The organism is Duncaniella sp. C9 (assembly GCF_004803935.1).
GTDB lineage: Bacteria > Bacteroidota > Bacteroidia > Bacteroidales > Muribaculaceae > Duncaniella > Duncaniella muris.
On record NZ_CP039547.1, the window covers coordinates 2,952,680 to 2,971,451 of the forward strand.

At 56.8% G+C, this 18,772-nt stretch carries 21 protein-coding genes and 1 tRNA gene; 20 read left to right on the plus strand and 2 right to left on the minus strand.

The features are described from left to right. Positions 1–14 precede the first annotated feature (14 nt). A complete protein-coding gene (locus tag E7745_RS12480; RefSeq protein ID WP_136408956.1) occupies positions 15–1,556 on the minus strand; it encodes a hypothetical protein in 1,542 nt (513 codons plus the stop codon). A 3-nt stretch (positions 1,557–1,559) separates the two neighbouring features. Next, a complete protein-coding gene (locus E7745_RS12485) occupies positions 1,560–2,024 on the minus strand; it encodes a terminase (protein WP_136408957.1) in 465 nt (154 codons plus the stop codon). 153 nt (positions 2,025–2,177) lie between these two features. On the opposite strand from E7745_RS12485, the gene E7745_RS12490 reads away from it, so the two are divergent. The 20 genes from E7745_RS12490 to E7745_RS12585 all read left to right on the plus strand — a co-directional run bounded on the left by E7745_RS12490 (position 2,178) and on the right by E7745_RS12585 (position 18,393). Then, positions 2,178–2,251 (plus strand) — tRNA-Met (locus E7745_RS12490). A gap of 99 nt (positions 2,252–2,350) precedes the next feature. Continuing rightward, positions 2,351–3,304 carry an HK97 family phage prohead protease gene (locus tag E7745_RS12495; protein ID WP_136408958.1) on the plus strand — a complete coding sequence of 318 codons (954 nt, stop codon included), beginning with the start codon at positions 2,351–2,353 and terminating at the stop codon, positions 3,302–3,304. Between the two features lie 38 nt (positions 3,305–3,342). Then, positions 3,343–4,413 (plus strand): hypothetical protein, encoded by a 1,071-nt coding sequence (locus E7745_RS12500; protein ID WP_240740317.1) that lies wholly within the window; start codon positions 3,343–3,345, stop codon positions 4,411–4,413. Positions 4,414–4,419: 6 nt separating this feature from the next. Next, positions 4,420–4,926 carry an N-acetylmuramoyl-L-alanine amidase gene (locus E7745_RS12505; RefSeq protein ID WP_136408960.1) on the plus strand — a complete coding sequence of 169 codons (507 nt, stop codon included), beginning with the start codon at positions 4,420–4,422 and terminating at the stop codon, positions 4,924–4,926. 6 nt (positions 4,927–4,932) lie between these two features. Further along, the gene (locus tag E7745_RS12510) at positions 4,933–5,379 is read left to right on the plus strand and encodes a hypothetical protein (RefSeq protein ID WP_136408961.1); all 447 of its coding nucleotides are present in this window, start codon (positions 4,933–4,935) and stop codon (positions 5,377–5,379) included. Continuing rightward, positions 5,354–5,779, plus strand: coding sequence for a hypothetical protein (locus tag E7745_RS14900; protein ID WP_168182136.1), 426 nt, complete (start codon positions 5,354–5,356; stop codon positions 5,777–5,779). Before E7745_RS12510 ends, E7745_RS14900 begins: the two co-directional genes overlap by 26 nt. Positions 5,780–5,792: 13 nt before the next feature. Further along, positions 5,793–6,149, plus strand: a complete 357-nt coding sequence (locus E7745_RS12520) for a hypothetical protein (RefSeq protein WP_136408963.1) — start codon at positions 5,793–5,795, stop codon at positions 6,147–6,149. Further along, a complete protein-coding gene (locus E7745_RS12525; protein WP_136408964.1) occupies positions 6,149–7,336 on the plus strand; it encodes a DUF2586 family protein in 1,188 nt (395 codons plus the stop codon). The genes E7745_RS12520 and E7745_RS12525 overlap by 1 nt, the downstream gene beginning before the upstream one ends. Positions 7,337–7,355: 19 nt before the next feature. Continuing rightward, positions 7,356–7,814, plus strand: a complete 459-nt coding sequence (locus E7745_RS12530) for a hypothetical protein (RefSeq protein WP_136408965.1) — start codon at positions 7,356–7,358, stop codon at positions 7,812–7,814. Positions 7,815–7,879: 65 nt separating this feature from the next. Next, positions 7,880–8,239 carry a hypothetical protein gene (locus E7745_RS12535; protein ID WP_136408966.1) on the plus strand — a complete coding sequence of 120 codons (360 nt, stop codon included), beginning with the start codon at positions 7,880–7,882 and terminating at the stop codon, positions 8,237–8,239. Between the two features lie 23 nt (positions 8,240–8,262). Next, a complete protein-coding gene (locus E7745_RS12540) occupies positions 8,263–8,466 on the plus strand; it encodes a hypothetical protein (protein ID WP_104403993.1) in 204 nt (67 codons plus the stop codon). 17 nt (positions 8,467–8,483) lie between these two features. Next, positions 8,484–10,691 (plus strand): phage tail tape measure protein, encoded by a 2,208-nt coding sequence (locus E7745_RS12545; protein ID WP_136408967.1) that lies wholly within the window; start codon positions 8,484–8,486, stop codon positions 10,689–10,691. 265 nt (positions 10,692–10,956) lie between these two features. After that, positions 10,957–11,367, plus strand: a complete 411-nt coding sequence (locus tag E7745_RS12550) for a DUF6046 domain-containing protein (RefSeq protein WP_136408968.1) — start codon at positions 10,957–10,959, stop codon at positions 11,365–11,367. A gap of 25 nt (positions 11,368–11,392) precedes the next feature. Then, entirely contained in the window at positions 11,393–11,671 is a 279-nt protein-coding gene (locus E7745_RS12555) for a hypothetical protein (RefSeq protein ID WP_136408969.1), read from the plus strand. Then, positions 11,668–12,030 carry a hypothetical protein gene (locus E7745_RS12560; RefSeq protein ID WP_136408970.1) on the plus strand — a complete coding sequence of 121 codons (363 nt, stop codon included), beginning with the start codon at positions 11,668–11,670 and terminating at the stop codon, positions 12,028–12,030. The genes E7745_RS12555 and E7745_RS12560 overlap by 4 nt, the downstream gene beginning before the upstream one ends. A 57-nt stretch (positions 12,031–12,087) precedes the next feature. Continuing rightward, positions 12,088–13,290 (plus strand): hypothetical protein, encoded by a 1,203-nt coding sequence (locus E7745_RS12565; protein ID WP_136408971.1) that lies wholly within the window; start codon positions 12,088–12,090, stop codon positions 13,288–13,290. A gap of 127 nt (positions 13,291–13,417) precedes the next feature. Next, entirely contained in the window at positions 13,418–13,840 is a 423-nt protein-coding gene (locus E7745_RS12570; RefSeq protein ID WP_136408972.1) for a four helix bundle protein, read from the plus strand. A 148-nt stretch (positions 13,841–13,988) separates the two neighbouring features. Next, positions 13,989–15,647: a reverse transcriptase domain-containing protein gene (locus E7745_RS12575; RefSeq protein WP_136408973.1), complete on the plus strand. Its 1,659-nt coding sequence runs from the start codon at positions 13,989–13,991 to the stop codon at positions 15,645–15,647. A gap of 4 nt (positions 15,648–15,651) precedes the next feature. Beyond that, positions 15,652–16,572 carry a hypothetical protein gene (locus E7745_RS12580; protein ID WP_136408974.1) on the plus strand — a complete coding sequence of 307 codons (921 nt, stop codon included), beginning with the start codon at positions 15,652–15,654 and terminating at the stop codon, positions 16,570–16,572. 540 nt (positions 16,573–17,112) lie between these two features. Further along, positions 17,113–18,393: a hypothetical protein gene (locus E7745_RS12585; protein WP_136408975.1), complete on the plus strand. Its 1,281-nt coding sequence runs from the start codon at positions 17,113–17,115 to the stop codon at positions 18,391–18,393. The last annotated feature ends 379 nt before the right edge of the window (positions 18,394–18,772 follow it).

Here is an 18,772-nt window from a genome sequence, read left to right on the forward strand (position 1 = left end):
GAAGTGTTGAATTGTTACCATGAATTTTTAGGGGCTTTGCGGCGACCCACGGAGGGCTTGAACCTCTGCTGCCGGGTAAGCCCCTGCAGAATGAAAATCGCTCCCTCGTCGGCATCCGGGCCGTCGTCGTGTCCCGACATACCACGCTCACAGGAGAGCGTCTGGTCTATGCCTGTGCGCATATCGGGATCATTCTTCATGCGCACGTTATAATAGACGTGGCCGTGTTCCCACAGCGGGGAAATGGCCTCTATGCGTTGGAACTTGTCGGGCTTCTTGCGCGTGTCGCCGAAAATCGGGAGCTGATAGCCTCTTTCGTTGCCCTCGCGCACGAACTCGTCAAGGAGAATCTGCTGAAGGAAATTGGCCTCTATATAATAGGAGCATACGGCGTTGGCCTTTACAATCTTCTCGTGGAGGTCATAGAACCAACCCACCATCTCGGCCACGGAGCATTGGCGGACGAAAGCCGCGAGGCAATGGAGATCCGTGCCTGTCTTGCCCCACAGTTTAATGGCCTTGTAGTCGTTGCGGGTGGTGGACTTGAACGAGGGGTCGCAGTAGCACACGAGATAATCGTACTTGGCGAGAGGCAGCGGGCGACACCAACGTATCCAATCGTTGCGGAAGATGCTGCCCTCGGTAATGGGGTTGTTCATCTTCTCGCGTTGGAACGATATATAACCCATGAACCGCTCCTCGGCACGTATCTCCTCGATAGACCACTTAGCAGCCCACGCGGGTTTGCCGTTTTTGTCAATGGCATTCACCTTAGAGACCACGACACCGTCGGAGGCCATGAAATTGGCGAGGACAGAGTTTTTGCCTATAAGGTTGCCGACCATACAGAAACGGCCACGGCCACCGTCGAGCGTGCCGAACAGGGCTTCTTTTACCCACTTTGTGAGCCGCGCCACGCGGTCGGGGTTGTTTACAAGTTCGTCGTCGTCGAGGTCATCTATCACGATATAGTCCGGGCGGTACTTCTTGTAACGGAGACCACGCGGCGACTGGCCGCGACCGCGAGCGAAGAAAGCGCGACCGTCGGCGGTTACGAACTTTCCTGTCTCCCACGACCCTGTAACTTTCTGCACCCCGAAGTCGGATATATAGCGTTGGTTGAACTCGAACTCCGCCTGTATGTCGCCGAGGAGCGTCTCGGCATTGTCCTTGCTCTTGCCGACAAGCACCATGAGGTGCAGTTTTTTGAGGGCTTTGAGATACATGGGAATGCCGACATCGAAATGGACGGACTTCGCGTGGCCTCGCGCCCACTGCGCGGCATATTGGATTGTAGGATGGTCGCGGAGCGTGTGCGCCGCCTTTATCTGAAACGGTGCGCAGTCGGTATGCTTCCCTGTCTCCTCGTCGTCGCAGTAGTGCGCGAGATAGTAAGAAAAGAAGCGGCCATAGTCGGCGAGGAGATACGCGATGCGTTTCTCCTTTTGCGCCGGGGTCTCGCGGACAGACACGACAGAGCGCGTCTGCACGGTCTCGCACCATTGCTTCCACTGCTCGATCGCCTCCTTGCGGTTCTGTGCGGTGTTCCTTGCCATACGCTACAATTTGCTGCTGAGCATTTCAAGTATATACTTGTTCTGATACTTGTTGACAAGTTTACGGAACTCCGGCGTAATCTCCAGGTCTGTCTCCGCCTGGTATTCGAGCCAACGGCCAAAAGCCATGAAGCACTCGATGAAATCGACAGCGGAAGCCTCCTTGTCGAGACGCTCGATAGTGGCCGAGAGTTTCACGAGCTGATCGACGACCGTCGCGGACTTGGAGATGTCGAGGTCTCGCAGTTCCTCTATCTTGTCCTTTATGGCCGAGAGCAGTTCATTCTGCAGACTTTTGCGGGTAATAGACATCGCAGCGCGTTTCTCACCCCAGCAGCCGTCCTTTACCCACTTGCCTACGGTATTGGCCGACACGCCGACTTTCTCGGCGATAGAGTTTTGCGGCATACCCTGCATGAAAAGAGCCTCGGCGAACTCCTTTTTATCTGTTGAAACCTTGTTTGCCATTCATAATAAATGATGTTTTCGGGTTGTATCAATGTTGATTTTACGGTGCAAAATTGCGACAAACGGACGGCGCGAGAAAATAGAGTGTAAAGTTTTTACACTCTGTTTTGCAGGGCAGTAAACCCTCCCCAACTTTGCACCGTAAAACGACATCGCGGAGTAGAGCAGCCGGGTAGCTCGCAAGGTTCATTCCCTTGAGGTCGCGGGTTCAAGTCCCGCCTCCGCCACAACCCCCTTTTGCGATCCGTCGGCGCGGCGGCACAGGGTTTTCACACAGTGAAGTGCCACACAAGCCGCGCCGACATTTTTTCATCATTATCACGCCAATGCCGAAAGAAGCAATCATATCGACCCCGCGCCTCAACAGTTACGGCGCAAGGGTACTGACCGAGGGCATAGACCTCACGCAATACCAAAAGAACCCGGTACTCCTGTATATGCACCGACGCGGGCGCAAGGAGGATATGCCGATAGGGATCATGGAGAATGTGCGCGTGGAGGGGGATACGCTCTACGGCACGCCTAAATTCGACGACGACACCGAGGACGAGCGCAACATCTCGAAGAAATGGGAGCGCGGCACGCTGCGTATGCTCTCCGCCGGGCTTGACATCATGGAATGGAGCGAAGACCCCACGCTTCTTGTGGCCGGACAGACGCGCCCGACCGTAACCAAAAGCAAACTCATAGAGGTGTCGGTGGTGGATATAGGCGCGAATGACGATGCGCTGCAGGTCGGCCTATATCACGAGGGGAAACTGCTCACCCTCGCCGCCGGGGAGGAAAGCGACCACCTGCCGCTTCTGAACCTCACCGTACACGAAGAAAAGACAGAACAACCCCCAAATAACAACATCAAAAAGAACATGGAAAAGATCCTTTTGAAACTCGGCCTCGCGCCCAACGCCACCGAGGACGAAGCAGTGGCCGCAATCACAAAATTACAGGAAGACAAGGCCGCTATGACCCTCGCCCGCATCACCGACGCGGTAGACACGGCAATCAAGGAAAAACGCCTCACCCCTGACAAGAAAGAGAAATACATCGTGCTGGGCAAAAACGTCGGCCTTGACACCCTCAACACGCTCCTTGACGACATGCAGCCCGCACAGAAGCCCCTCGACCTCGTGCGTCCCGCCGGAGGCGGCACAGCCCCCACCGCGACCCTTACATGGGACAAGGCAACCCCCGAACAGCTTGCCGACCTGCGCGACAATAACCGCGAGGAGTATGCCCGGCTCTACAAGGAGTATTTCGGTTTCGCACCCAAATTCAACTGACATCAACTCAACAAACATTTTCAATCAACAAAAGACGAATGAAAAGATTTCTTCTCGCCCTTATGGGCATGATTATCGGAGTTGCGCTGACCTCCGCAATGGGCGCGACCCTCGGTGTGGCCGTGGGTGTCTCGCCGCTCGCCGGAGCATTGACGCTCAACGGCGTTGCGGTAGGCACGTCGCTCATAGGCGGTCTCGCACCCGCCAACGCGCTCCGCGCCGGGCTTTATCCCGAAGCGTGGACAGGCGAGCTTGTAAAGGCATTCCGCACCGCAGCCGCCGCAATCGGGTGGTATAACAAGATCCGCAGCTACGACCAATATGTGGAAAAGGACGTTATCCACATGGTGGATGTGGGAGTAGATCCCGAAGTGCTTGTGAACAACACCTCCTATCCGCTGGAGGTCGAGACGCTCGAAGACGGCGACATCGCCGTGCGCCTCGACAAATACCAGAGCAAGCCCACCCGCATCACCGACGACGAGCTTCACGCGCTCGGCCATGACAAGATGGCCTCAGTGATAGAACGCCACAAAGAGGCATTCGACGAGGTGCGTTTCAGCCGCGCAATCCACTCTCTCGCACCCGCCGAGAACACGGCCAAGACCCCGGTGCTGCTCACCACAGGCGAGGTTGACGGCGACCGCAAGCGACTGACGCGCCGCGACATCATCGCGCTCAAAAAGGCTTTCGACAAGGCCAGGATACCCGCCGAGGGGCGCATCCTCGTGCTGTGCGCCGACCATGTGGTCGACCTGCTGGAGCAGGATCAGAAATTCGCCTCGCAGTATTACAACTACGACAGCGGCGCGATAAACCGCATGTACGGCTTCGAGGTGTACGAGTATGACGCATGTCCCCACTACAACACCTCCACGAAGAAGAAACTGGCCTACGGCGCAGTCCCGGCAGCCACAGACCGCCAATGCTCCGTCGCATTCTCGCTCAAACGCGCCATGAAAGCCAACGGCTCGACGAAGACCTATCTGCAGGAGGCCGCAGCCAACCCCACTACACAGGAAAACCTTTTCTCCATGCGCACCTACACAATCTGTCTGCCGACAAAGGCCGAGGGTCTCGGCGCGATAGTGAGCGCACCGAAAGCATAACCAGGTATGAAACAAACGCTGAAATATCTCGTTCTGCACTGCACCGCCACCCCGGAGGGACGCGACGTGACAGCCGCCGACATACGACGGATGCACACCTCTCCCAAATCGGCGGGCGGTCGCGGGTGGAGCAAACCCGGCTATACCGATATAATCCGGCTCGACGGCACGGTGGAGCGTATAGTCGACAACAACGAGGACAACTTCGTTGATCCGTGGGAAATCACCAACGGCGCGAAAGGCTACAATGCAGTGAGCCGCCACGTAGTCTATGCCGGAGGCTGCGACAAAAACATGAACCCCAAAGACTCCCGCACGGCGGCGCAGAAAAGCGCAATGGCAAAATACGTGCGCGACTTCCACGCCAAGCACCCTAATGTAAAAATCATCGGTCACCGCGACCTGTCACCCGACCTCAACGGCAACGGCGTGATAGAGCCTTACGAGTGGATGAAAGCCTGTCCGAGTTTCGACGTTGCCGCATGGCTCAAAGAAATCGGCATAACACAATAACGCTGAATGACTGAAACGATCCTTGCCGCAGCGGTGGCGATCATCACCGCGCCGCTCTCGGCATTACTCACGGCCATATTCCTGCGCTCCAAGCACAAGGCAGAAGTGGAGCAGCTCCGCGCCGAGGTGAAAAAGACGCTCGCCGACGTGCGCGGGCGTGAACTCGACAACGACAAAAAGGCCATAGAGATGATTATGGAACTTGTGGTCGAGCCGCTGCGCAAGGATATGATTCAGTTACAGGAAAAAGTAGACACCCTCACCAATGCGATTGAAAAAATCAATTCATGTCCTCACGCTGACGATTGTCCTGTCAGCCATGAGCTGCGCCGCGCCAAGAAAAGCGATGTCGGAGCAGCGGTCACAAACGCACTCGTCGCAGTCAGAAACGACATCGGGCGAGACCCACCTGCAGGACAGCGCGGCGATGCGCACGGAGCGGCTTCTGAATGAATGGCTCGCGGCATGGCTTCAACGCGAGGAGACAAGGGACGAGGCCACCGAGCGCGTGACCGAGATATTCGACACGACGCAGCCGCCGGACAGCGTCACAGGCACCCCGCCGCTGTCAGCCCGCATCCGGGAGCGTCACGAGACCAGGAGCCAGAGCGACAGCCGGGCAAAGGTGGAGACCGCCAAGAGCGACAGCACCGCCACCGAATGCGAGGCTCACTCACGGACGGACGAGGCCACGCAGACCGACATCGAGGCCGAAACGTCCGGGGAGAGCGAGGCCGAAAGCCGGGAGGAGAAAGGCGCGGACAAAACCCTCGTTTGGGTGTCGATAGCCCTGTCCCTCGTATCGCTCGCTGTCATCGCCATAATTATCAAACACCGTTCAAACAGACATTAAACACCATACGACAATGGCAAAAAAGACAAAAGAAACAGAAAAATCCACGGCGACGGTGGCCGCGAAAGCCGCCGCCAGGATAGCCGAGGAGACCCTGCGCCTCAATCCCGACATAAACGAGGTACACGTAACCTCTGACGGCACGGCGTTCTACACCCGCAACGACGCGCAGAACCACGCCAACTCCCTGCCCAACCGCGAGGTGTACTCCACCAACCGCAGGACTGCCGCGCTGAAAGCCGCAGCAGCAAAGAGCAAGGCCGACACCGCCGAGCCTGCCGCACCCTCCGACACCGAGCCGGAGGTGGACGAACTGACCGGGGAGGCAGTGAATGATACCGACAACGAACCCGCCAACACCGACGAATAATGCAGAATCTCACCATTACCCGGACAAACGGCAACATCGTGCGCTCGCTCGCTGGTGAAGACCACATAAGCGGCCTCGTGTTCTACTCGGCAACCCTGCCGACGGCCACCGAGGGCGTGGACGGCTTCACCGCAACAGAGCGCATCCACGCCATATCATCGCCGGAGACCGCCGAGAAATACGGCATCACCGCCGACGCGGAGGCATGGGAGACAAGGGTGCTTCACTACACCCTCGCCTCGATATTCAATATGAATCCCGGCGTGAGCCTGTATGTGGGCATCTTCAAGCCCGCCGCCGGAACAAACGCCTTTTCGGAAATCAAGCAGATACAGAACCATGCCGGAGGCCGTCTGCGGCAGGTGGGCGTGTGGAACGGCGCGGTGGAGCTGAGCGACACCCTCGTCAACTCCCTGCAATCGGTACGCACCACGCTTGAAGCGCAGAACAAACCGCTGTCGATACTCTACGCGCCGAAAGTCTCCGACGTTACCGCGCTCCCCTCAGACCTCGCAAAGATCGGACGCAACGGCGTGTCGGTCATCATCGGACAGGACGGCGCGGGAGTGGCCGACGAGCTCTACCGCGACGCGGCCAACGCCGCCAAAGCGAGCGTGTCGGCACTCGGCGACGCACTCGGCGCGGTGAGCAAGGCAAAGGTACACGAGAGCATCGCGTGGGTGGAATCGTTCCCGACGAACATAGCAGTGGCCGCTTTCGGCGACGGCAAGAAACTGCGCGATCTCGACGACGAAGTTATAAAAACGCTCGACAACTCGCGCTACATTTTCCTGCGCACCTACGACGGCCTCGCCGGGTGCTTCTTCAACGACAACCACACCCTCGACATTCCTACAAGCGACTACGCCTATATCAACGACGTGCGCACGATGGACAAGGCCGTGCGCGGTGTGCGCACCTACCTGCTGCCCAAACTCGGACGGCCTATGAAAGTGGACGCGGACACCGGGAAACTGGAGCGCACGGCGGTGGAGCATCTCATCACCACAGGCAACAAGGCACTGGAGGAGATGGCAAAGGCCGGGGAGCTGAGCGGCTACCGCTTCGACATAGACCCCGACCAGAACATACTCGCCACCTCGCGTGTGCGGGGAGTGATAAAGAACGTGGCCGTGGGAGTTATGCGCAACCTCGACCTTGAAATAGGTTACGCCACAAGTGTATAACCATTAACGCGACAAAAGAATGAACACATTGGACGCGGCCTATAACGGAATCCCGCTTATCAACGGCGAGGAATATTCGTGGGGCAACATCAAGACCTGCATAAACGGCATCGTCGTAACCGGGATCACCGCGATAGCCTACGGCGACAAACAGGACATGCAGAACAACTACGGCGCGGGGAGACACCCGGTAAGCCGCAGCTACGGACGCATAACCCCCTCGGCGAAAATCACGCTCTACATGAGCGAGGTTGTGGCGATTTCGCGCACCTCCCCGACCGGGCGAATGCAGGACATCGCGCCTTTCGACATCGAGGTGGCCTATCTTCCCCCCAACGGCATCATTGTCATCGACAAGATCCGCAACTGCCAGTTCACGGAAAACAAACGCGACTGGAAAGAGGGGGACATGAACCAGCAGGTGGAACTCGAACTGCTCCCCGGCAGCGTCGAATACGGCAAGCCCGACGGCGTTTAAGCCGGAAACCCGGAGTGTGAAACCCGAAACACGAACTTTTTCAGAAACAACAATCTCAAACCGATATGGATAACAAGACAATCGACATCAACACAGAGAATTTCACAGTAGTAAACGGCGACATCACCGAGGAGCAGATAGCCACGTGGAAAGGGAAGCATGGCCGCGTGGTGGAGGTAGAGGTGGCCGACACCGACTTCGAGGAGCTGCACCGAGGCTATTTCCACCGCCCGGACATGAAGACGATGCAGGCTTTCTCGGCCACGGCCAAGCAGAACGAGGTGAGAGCCGCCGAGGTTCTGTTTGACAACTGCTGGCTCGGCGGGTCGCCTCTGATGAAGAGCGATGCGGTCTACAAGATGCAGGCGACCGGGGAACTGCAGAACATCTTCGGGAAGTGCGTGTCTAAGCTAAAAAACTTGTAGAGGCGCACCAACTCTCCGGGGGCGTGGAGGACGACGACCCTGGAGAGATAGCGAAAGGGTGCGCCTTGATCCGCGCCAACTTCGGGACAGACCCGGAGACACTCACCGACGAAAGGTGGGCTATGCTGTTCCAACAGGCCGTGTGGCTGGAAAACTTCCGTCTTGAAAACATGGCAAGAATCCTCGCAAAATTATTCTCACCCGCAGATGCCGAATGCAGCCTATAATGCAAAGCCACCTTTGAATGAGCAATTACAACTTCAATTACGCTTTCAACATAAGCGGCAACTGCAATGCCGTGGTCGCCGAGATTTCGGGAGGTGTCGAGAACCTCCAACGGAATCTCCGTGCGACCACGTCGCTGTGGGACACATTCGAGGGGAAGATACTCGCGCTTAACCAATTCACGCAGTATGTCGGCAATCTGAGCCAAACTCTCAACGAGACACTCGCTCCCGGCGCGGCACTTAACGCCTCGCTCGCGGACTTACAGGCCATATCCGGCGCGACCGGGAGAGAACTTGAAACCGTGGAGCGTTTCGCACGATCCACGGCAAGGGAATTCGGTGTGTCGGCCTCCGGCGCGGTCGAATCATACAAACTGCTGCTGTCGCAACTGTCGCCGGAACTCACCAAGAACACGGCGGCACTCGACGCGATGGGACGCAACGTCGCCATTCTGTCAAAGACGATGGGCGGCGACACCACCGCTGCCGCCGAAGTTCTGACAACGGCCATGAACCAATACGGCGTATCGCTTGAAGACCCGATGGAGGCTTCCCGGCAGATGGCCGACATGATGAACATAATGGCCGCTGCCGGACGTGAGGGTTCTGCGGAACTGCCCACTATCAAGGTGGCGTTGGAACAGTGCGGTATGGCCGCGAAAGCCGCCGGGGTATCTTTTGCCGAAACCAACGCCGCGATACAGGTTCTTGACAAGGCGGGCAAGAAAGGTTCGGAGGGTGGTGTCGCCCTGCGAAATGTCATGTCAACTCTCGCGCAAGGCCGCTTTCTGCCAAAGGATGTGCGCGAGGAACTCGCCGCAGCCGGGATAAGTGTAAACGACCTCACCGACAAATCAAAGTCTCTTGCCGAGCGTCTACAGGTACTCAAACCCGTAATGGCCGACGACGCTCTTTTCAGCAAATTGTTCGGCAAAGAGAACTCCGCAGCAGCAATGGCTCTCGTGCAGGGCATTCCAAAGGTGGAGCAATGGACTGCCGCCATATCCGGCACCAATACTGCCGTGGAGCAGAGCAAGGTCATTATGGAGACCTACAACGAGCGTCTTGCGCGGGTACAGGCGAAGTTCGACGACATAAAAATTTCCATATTCAACTCCTGCGGCGACCTCGGTATATGGACGCAGGTCGTGGTGGGTGCGCTCGTGCCGCTCTCCCAACTCGTGCCGCTGATCTACGGCGCGGCAAAGGCGGTCATGTTTCTGCGGAGCGTGAATTTCAAAGGCGCGTTCACAGGCGTTGTCTCCTCGATACGGAACGTTGTCGCGGGTCTGATGATGCAGAATATAGCCATAACCGCGTCCGGCGGCTATTGGCTCGCATTCAAGGTTCTCGCGCAGAACGTGTGCCGCTCAATAGGTGTCGCCATTATGAACATCCCCATTGTCGGGTGGATAGCCGCCGCCATTGCCGCAGTCATCGCCATAATTCAGCAGCTTTGGGATAAGTGCTACGGCTTCCGCGTGGCTGTCTTTACCGCGTGGGAGGGCATCAAAGCCCTGTTCTCCGCTTTGTGGGAATGGCTGTCCGGGCTGTGGCAAAGAATATCCGCGTTTTTCGTCGGCCTGTGGAACGGCATAAAGTCAATGGCACAGAAAGTCGCCAACGTCTTTATGGCCGTGGTAAACAAGATCCGCTCATTCATAGCCGCGATCCGCAACTTTGTCGTTAAGGTAGTCAATGCCGTGGTCGAGAAGGTGAGCGCGATATGCAAGCCGCTCGTTACCGCTTTCAAGAATGTAGCCAACGCCATAAAAGGTTTCTTCGGCAAAATCATTGACTGGGTGCGGGATAAGTTCTACGCTCTGATAAACTGGTTCATCGACAAATACAACTGGATAGCCTCCAAACTCAACTTCGACAAGATAGCCCGGCTCGGCAGGGAGGCCGCAGACCGCTCTTGGGCGGCAGACCACCCGGAGCAGCCAGACGATGATTCTTCCGGCGGTGGAAACGGCAGCTCCGATCCCGTCGGTAACGGAGGTGGGCTTGGCGGCGGTTCACCAATCGGCAATGCCCTCGGCAGTGTCGGCGGCAGTGCGTCGAAAGAGACCGACCGTGTCAAGAATATAAACATCACCATTGACCGCCTTATCGACAAATTCACCATAACGACCAACAATCTCTCCGAAAGCAAGGAGAGGATAAAGGATGCGGTGGCCGAGGCTCTTCTTTCGGCTGTCAACGATGCAAACTACGCTCTATAATACAGATCATGCAGGAATACAAGTTTGAAATAATCAATGCCCGGTTCATAGCGTCCGGGGTGGCGATACAGGCAAAGGGACTCGCTTACAGGCTGCGACCTAACAAAGGGAGGGACGCGCAGAAAAACGAGGACTACAAGCTCGGGACGCTGCCAGGCTACGCGATGGGGGGCGGCACTACCGAGGGGGCGCGGCTATCAACAAGGCCGAGGAGAAGTGGAGCGGGAGCGGCGACTATTGGCTTGGCCGCACCGCGCTTACGGACATGGTGGTGAAAGTTCCGGGAGAGGGTCTGCTTCTGATCAACGACGCGACGGTGAACGTTAGCCTGCAAAAAGAGGTGGTGAAGACCGCGCTTGTAGGCCGCGCCGGAACGATAAAGGAGTATATCACCGACGGCGACTACCAACTGAGCATAAGCGTGGGGATAGTCGCCGTGGACGACGATGGCAGGATATGCGACCAATACCCGGAGCGGGCTGTGGCGCAGCTGCGGGAGATAATGGAGAGGCCGGAGGCACTGGAGGTGAGCTCGGCGTTCCTTGACCTGTTCGGGATAAGCCATATAGTCGTAACCGGGTTCTCTGCAAAACAGATGACGCACTCTAACAGGCAGGTGATAGAGATAACGGCGTTGAGCGACACCGAGTATGTGATAGAATCAACCGATTATTAACCGACGTTCAAACACCTTTCAAACGATGAACGGACTTACGACATACGAGAACTGCGGCGACCTTGCCATAGAGGGCGGGGGCTGCATCGTGGCCGGGACGGAGGCGCAGACGATAGAACACGTTCTTGTGGCTAACCGTGGAGAGTGGCGGGAACACCCGCTGCTCGGCGGGGAGATCCGCAAGATGCAGCACGGCCTTGCCGGGAGGATGTGGGCTGCGCGTGCGCGGCAGATGTGCCGCGAGGCGGGAGTGGCCGTGAACCGGGTAACGGTGAGTGATAACGGAAAAATCACGGTGGAATGAAGACAACGGCGAGAGAGGGGCAATGCCTCGTTGACATAGCGTTGGCGGCGACAGGCTCGGTGGAGGGCGTTTGGGCGTTGGCTCTGCGCAACGGACTGAGCGTGACCGGGGAACTCGGCCACGGCACGGAAATAGCGTGGGAGGCCGGGGACGTTGCGGACGCGAGGGTTGCCGAGAAATACGCCGCCGAGGGGATATGCCCGGCGACGGCAGTAAACGAAAAGACGCTTGCGGGACTGCTCAACCGACCTGTTATAATACAAGTCCCGGACTACATGACAATCAAGGCCGACCCTGTGAAGAAACAGCAGACAAGGGCTGCTGTGTTCACAGGCGCGTTCACGGCGGCATTCTCGTAAGGCGCGAAAGGAGAGAAAACAGACGCATTACAAACAACATCATCATAAACAGACAATATGAAACAGGACTGGAAGCCCGACGAACTGCGGGCAACGTCGGCAGAGATCCGCGAGGCGGTAATGCCGAAATCAATCACGCCGGAGATGGTAGGCGGGACACTCGCAGGTCTCACCGAAGCCGTGGCCGAGGTGGTGGAAACCCTCGGCGAGATACCGAGGGAACATGTGCGTGTAGAGGTTACGGCTTGCGACGGCCAAAGCAAAGTCAGTGCCGAAGGAGCGACAGTGCGGCTTGACGTGTTTGCCATCGGCGGCTTCCCCTGCACGGCAATGCCACGACAGGAGCTCACGGCAGATGCGGACGGCGTGGTGGAGTTTGACGTGCCGCACGGCTTCAAATATGCGGTCTCGTCCCATATAGACGGCCTCGGCGCGTCGTTCCAACTGGTGTTTGACGCTGTGGCGGAGCAACGCGACGTGAGACTGTGGAACTTCCCTGTGGGGGTATGGGCACTCGGCCATACCGATCTCGCCCATTATGGCGATGACGGTTGGGAGGATGAATACTACACAGCGATACCATTCGTTACTCCTATGAGAATGGAGGAGGTGCCGGAAGAAATATATCTTTGGGCGCAAGACTCCGAAAAATATCCTCAAAACGAGGGATGGTGGTATATAGGCGTTCTTGTGTCAACCGCTGAAACGACATTTGCCATAGGCAAAAACAGCCTCTCTGATAAAACAATGGAGTGGTGCGACAGCCGCGACCGCAACACTCTGTTCCCGCTGATGGACTATGCCGTTCAAAAGAGATCGACCGCCCACGATTATGATGCGGCAATAGAGAAAGCCCGCACCGATATGGACGGAAATATGAACACCGCCAAAATACTCGGATTCAGCCCGACGCATACGGCAGCGAGATGGGCGGCTTCGTCGCCGTCCGATTATGACGAACAGAGATTCTTGCCCTCGGCGGGACAGCTATATATTATGTGGTTGAACCGCACGGCCATCAACGCTATAATACAGCAGCACACCGATGCGGGAGAAGAGGGCTTTTTTCTTCTTCCCGACATTAAGCCGGGAACGACTGGCCAATGGACTCAGCCGAATGGTCGTTGGGAGTATTGGTGGTCAAGTTCCGTGTACGATTCTCTCTGCTCGTGGGTTGTCTACTTCAATGGCGACATCGACTACACCAGTTACACCACTTACGACGTGCGGGCGGTGTCGGCTTTTCATTTTGAATATTAAACCTTTTTCCTTTCCTTTGGTGAGGTCGCCCCCTTAAAGGGCGACCGGGCAGAGGGAAAGCGACACCGGGCGAAGCCCGGTCGAAAAAATTTTCGTAACTTTGCAGACGATTAAAAAATTAACTGAAATGGCAAACGGCGCGGCGACAGCCGGGGCATACAAGAGCGTTTACAGGCTGATACAGCAGATGGTCGGCCTCAGCGACAACGTGCCTGTGAAATACCGACGGTGGCTTTGGGAGAAGACGTTGGACGCTGCAACGGATCTGATCGCGCTGATAGTGTATGCGTGGGATGAGCAGAACGTGGCGCACAAGGTTGTCTACATAGACCGGGCGTTGACGAAATTCACGGTGCTGAACACGTATATGCGGCTGTGCAACGAGGCGCGGGTGCTGCCATTGCAGAAACAGACAAGTCTGTCGGAGCTTATGGCCGATATATCCGGGCAGCTCGGGTCGTGGCGCAAGGCCACGGCTGAAAGGGCGAAAAAAGTGTCTAAGAGTGAGTGTTCCGTCGGCCACGGCTTACGGAAGCGCGATTTTCTTTAATGAAAAGGTCTGTGCGCTCTCATTAAGAGCAAGGAACAAGCCAGTCACAGAAGATTACTGCTCGTGGGTTGTCAACTACAATGGCAACATCAACAACAACAGAAACAACACTAACGACGTGCGGGCGGTGTCGGAATTTCAACGGAAAATGAACAACCAACCGGAACAACATATCGCCATAGGCTACGACAGTCTTTTGTCCGCCTATTATCAGTGCCGCCGCAACAAGGCGTGGACTGAGGCGGCTGCGGCCTTTGAGATACACTACGAGGCCGAACTGCTGAAACTGCGCGAAGAGATACAGGCCGGACGGTACAGGCCGCAGCCCTCGATCACGTTCCTCGTGGAATGGCCGACGCTGCGGGAGGTATTCGCGGCGATGTTCCGGGACAGGATAGTGCAGACTTGGATCGCACAGCGGATAGAACCGCTTTTCGAGGCGCAGTTCATCCCGGCGAGTTTCAACTGCCGCAAGGGTAAGGGTACGCTTGCCGCCGTGAAACATCTGCACGAGGCCATACGCGAGAAATCCGAGAACTACACCCGCGACTGCTGGGTTCTGAAATATGACCTCAAAGGTTTCTTCATGTCGATAAACCGGGCGATGGTGACGGATAAACTCTGCCGTTTCATCCGGGAGCGGTACAAGTGCGCGGACGTGGAGACGCTTGTCTACCTCACGCAGGTAACTCTGCTCAACTCCCCGGCGGAGGGGTGCATCATACAGGGCGACCCGCGCAAGTGGGAGGAACTGCCTCCGAACAAAAGCCTGTTCACCGTGCCGGAGGGGTACGGCCTCCCGATCGGAAACATCACCTCGCAGCTCGTGGCGAATTTTCTGCTTGACGAGACCGACCATTACCTTACCGAGACCCTCGGCCTCGACATAGACCGCTATGTGGACGACACGGCCACCGTGGACTGCGACAAGGAGAAACTGCTACTCGCTATGCCGCTTATCAGGGAACACCTGTGGCAGACAGCCGAGGTGAGGGTAAACCCGAAAAAGTATTACCTGCAGCACTACAAGAAAGGCGTTAAATTCCTCGGCACGGTCATCAAGGGAGAGCGCATCTACATCGCCAACCGCACCCTCGGAAAAGCGATGTGCCGTCTGCACGGATTCAACCGACAGGCCGAGGAGCGCGGCGCGGCATGGTGCAAAGCCAACGCGGAGCATTTCGTGAGCTGCATCAACTCCTATCTCGGCCTCATGCGGCAAGGACAGGAATATGGTATGCGCCGGGCTTTCTGCGGTAGGATCTCCGAGGCGTGGATGAAATACATTGTGGTGGAATGGGACTTCACCAAGATAATACTAAAACAGAAATACAAACACCGCGAGCGCGTGAAGCGTATGCTCCGCCGCAAGCGTAAACAAGCATCAAGAAACAGAATACCAAAAGCAAAGCGAATGACAGCACGAGTTTTCAGCGGGGAGACGCTCCCTGCCGTTGAGCAGTTCAACACCGGTCGCAAAAGGGGTTGCATTGTTCGTTGGGACTACGAGCCTGTCAAGACAACAATCCCCGAAGTTGACAAACGCGCCGCGTTCCGCAAGCGCAAGGCGTTGAGCCGCGCCGCCAAAAACGGCACACCCCCTCCCGCCGAGGAACCGCAGCAGGGCAAGGAGGTTGACAGCGGCCTTGTGGCCTATTCTGAAATGCGCTACTTAGGCATTCCCGACCCGGAGCGAGTTGTGGCCGACATTCAGTATGACCTCGACCTGCGTTACGGCGACGCACCGCGCCCGGAGATTGATTTCGACGCTTACCGCTCGGCCATAGCCGCGCTCAACAAAGCGTGAGGCGATGTCACGGTCAATCGCCGAGATAAAGGCTCAGATATGCGAGACCTTCATCTCACAGGACGCTATCCGCACAGGGTACGGACTGAAAGAGAACCAATCCTTTGACAAGGCTTTCTCGCCGGTGTCGCTGGAGAGCCTGATGTTCTACGTCGTCGCCTCCTGTATATGGCTGCTCGAAAAACTTTTCGACCGCCACCGCGAGGAGGTGGACGCGAGGATAGATGCCCTGCGCCCGCACACGCTCCGTTGGTACGTTACAAAGACCCTCGCCTATATGCGCGGCAAGGATCTCATAATGACCGACGGCGTGGTCGTGGCCGACTACTACGACACGTCGGGAATGACGGAGGCCGACATCGAAAAGGCACGTGTGGTGAAATACGCGGTCGCCACCGAGGACAACACGCAGGTGTTCATCAAGGTTGCCGCGAGGGGCAACAACGGCCAGCCCACGCCTCTGCAGCCCGATGACCTCGCCGGACTGAAAGGCTACCTCTCGCAGATAAAGGACGCGGGAGTGGCCATAAAGGTGCTGAACGAACCCGCAGACAATATGCGCGTGGAACTCGTGGTGCTTTATGATCCGGCCATACTCACGGCGCAGCCCACAGGCAACGGTCGCCCGGATGCGGACGGCTACACGGCCATAAGGCTGCTGCGCGACGGCAAGGACGTGATAACCGAGGCCGTGAGCGGTGTCATATCCAAGCTGCCTTTCAACGGCGAATACCGAAACTCCGACCTTATGGCCGCTTTGCAGTCCATTGAGGGAGTGCGCGTGGCCGACATCGTGAAAGTGGAGGCCGCAGCCGGAGGCTCGGAGGCTTACTCGCGTGTCGTCGGCTACCGCCGTCCCTATTCGGGTTATTACGCATTGCAGAACCTCACGGTCAGAGGCCGTGCCTATCAAGTGGCCGAATGATGATTTTTGACATAGATTTCGACAAGTGGATAGCGACCATGCTGCCGACGTTCCTGCGTCTGCGCCGGGTGTTCGCTTTCTGCCGCGCCTTATGCTCGCCGCTCTACCTCGGCGACGACACAGGGCTGTACCCGCGCTTCCTGCGGGCGCGTGGCGACCACATATACAGGTTGAGCCACAACGGGCAGGTGTGCTATCTCCGCGCCGCTCTCAACGACGCTTTCAATCTGAAAAAAGGGTTTGAGATCGAGGACGCGGGGGCATACGAGGGGGAGTGGGTCTATGCAAAAGACCCGACGATGCCGAACCAGTTGCTCGCCGTGGACGAGAAGAAGAACCGCAAGCCCGTAGAGGGTGAGCCGCCGGAACATCCGACACCGTTGCTCGCCGACGAAGCGCGGCTCAACGCGCCGCAGAACTCGTTCATCGTGCGCGTCCCCAACAACATCTACACAACGCAGCTCGACAAGGTGAAGGCCATTGTGGAGCAATACAGAATCCTTTCAAAAACTCCGATTTACACCCCAACAAACTCAAGCAATGAACAGAGCGGAATATTTATCAACGGCGGTCGCAAACGGTGGCAATGGCCTGTATCCATTATCGACGCAGGGGCTGTCGTTCATACAAGACCAGATTACCTTTTTACAGGCATTCGCAAGGATAGGCGGTAAACGTTACATCCTGCTCGCACCTACGGCCACCGCCGACGGCGTTGTGGTGATAGACGGCGAGGTGCTGCGCTTCAAGGCCGCAGCCAAGCCGGGCAACGGCATTCAGATCCGGGAGACAACCGAGAACATCGTGGCCGACGGCACGACCTACCGCGAGGCGCGGATTTACCGTTACGCCGAATATGTGCCGACATATACAAAGAACGTGCCGGGATTATATCCGGCCTCCGGGTTCTCGATGATAGAAACCAACGACCAGTTGGCAAAGAAACTGCTCGACTACACCGCCGTCAACAGCGACCTCGCCAAGAAACTCACCGTATTGTCTACCGACAGCCTCACCCGCGTTCAGTTGGACGCGCAAAAGGACAACGTGCGTCTTAACTGCCGCAAGGGGTGTTTCGCTCTGAACGGCGCGGAGGAATACACGATCAACGTCTACCGCCACAGCGCGAACAACATCACGCAGGAACAGATCCTGCCCGACCTGCGCCGCTACGTCCGCTATTGGAACAGCGCGGCAAAGACGTGGGGAGGTTTCTACCCGGTTACGGAAAACCTGCATATCGACGTTAAGGTTGTGAAAGGATCGACCGTCTATGTGCGCCACGGCTTTATCCCGGAGGGGGTTCAACTTGTGCTGCTCCGCAAGAAGAAACGCAGCCGAAAGCGTCGTTCCGGCGGCACGACAGGCACAAACGCCGCATGGAAAGGGAAATCCATGCTCCGGCAACCGAAGAACCAATACGTGCATTACAAGGGCGTGATACTCTCCACCTCCTCACCTAACAACTGGTATGTGCCTAAGTGCATAGGCGTAACCGACAAGGAGGACAATGCCCTTATCGGAAAGGAACTCGGATCTGTCTGCTCGGATATGATTGTGGCAAGCGGGAGTCTGTCAGAAATCGCCGCCGGGAACGGACTCTACAAAGTGGTCGGCACTCGCGTCAAGGCCTCCAAGAAAGGCACAAAGCCCAAGACACAGGCTTGCTGCTATGCGCGGATCGCGTTGCAGTTTGCCGCAGCCGGGAAGACGTTCAAGAGCGCGGGCGGCGAGATGGCGCGTATGAAATACCGCCTTTGGTTTCATCTCGACAAGAAGACCAACAAGACCGTGGTGCGCCGTGGGTTCTCTGCCGATTAGGGACAAAAAAAGAGGGGCGGTTGAAAAACTGCTCCTCTAAAAACCCCGGCGGTCGTAACTCATTATATGCTCTGTTGTGAAATCTTGTAGGTTGTCGCTGACTAATCCAGTCGGTGCTTCGTTCAAAATCATCTCAACGGGGTCTATAAGACGCTCAATCCCTGCTGTCGGACGCGGCCATTGCCGCGATAACTTAGTGTGAGAGGGAATCGCACATGCCGCACACACCATACACTATCTTGAAATCGAAATCGCAAAACTGTCGAGGGTGTAATGCATGGCGCAAAGATAACCGTTAAATTCTTAACCCCAATAAAACAGCCGATGAAAAAAACAGAATAACAGAAAACATACGTCGGTGGGCAATAAAAAACAGCCC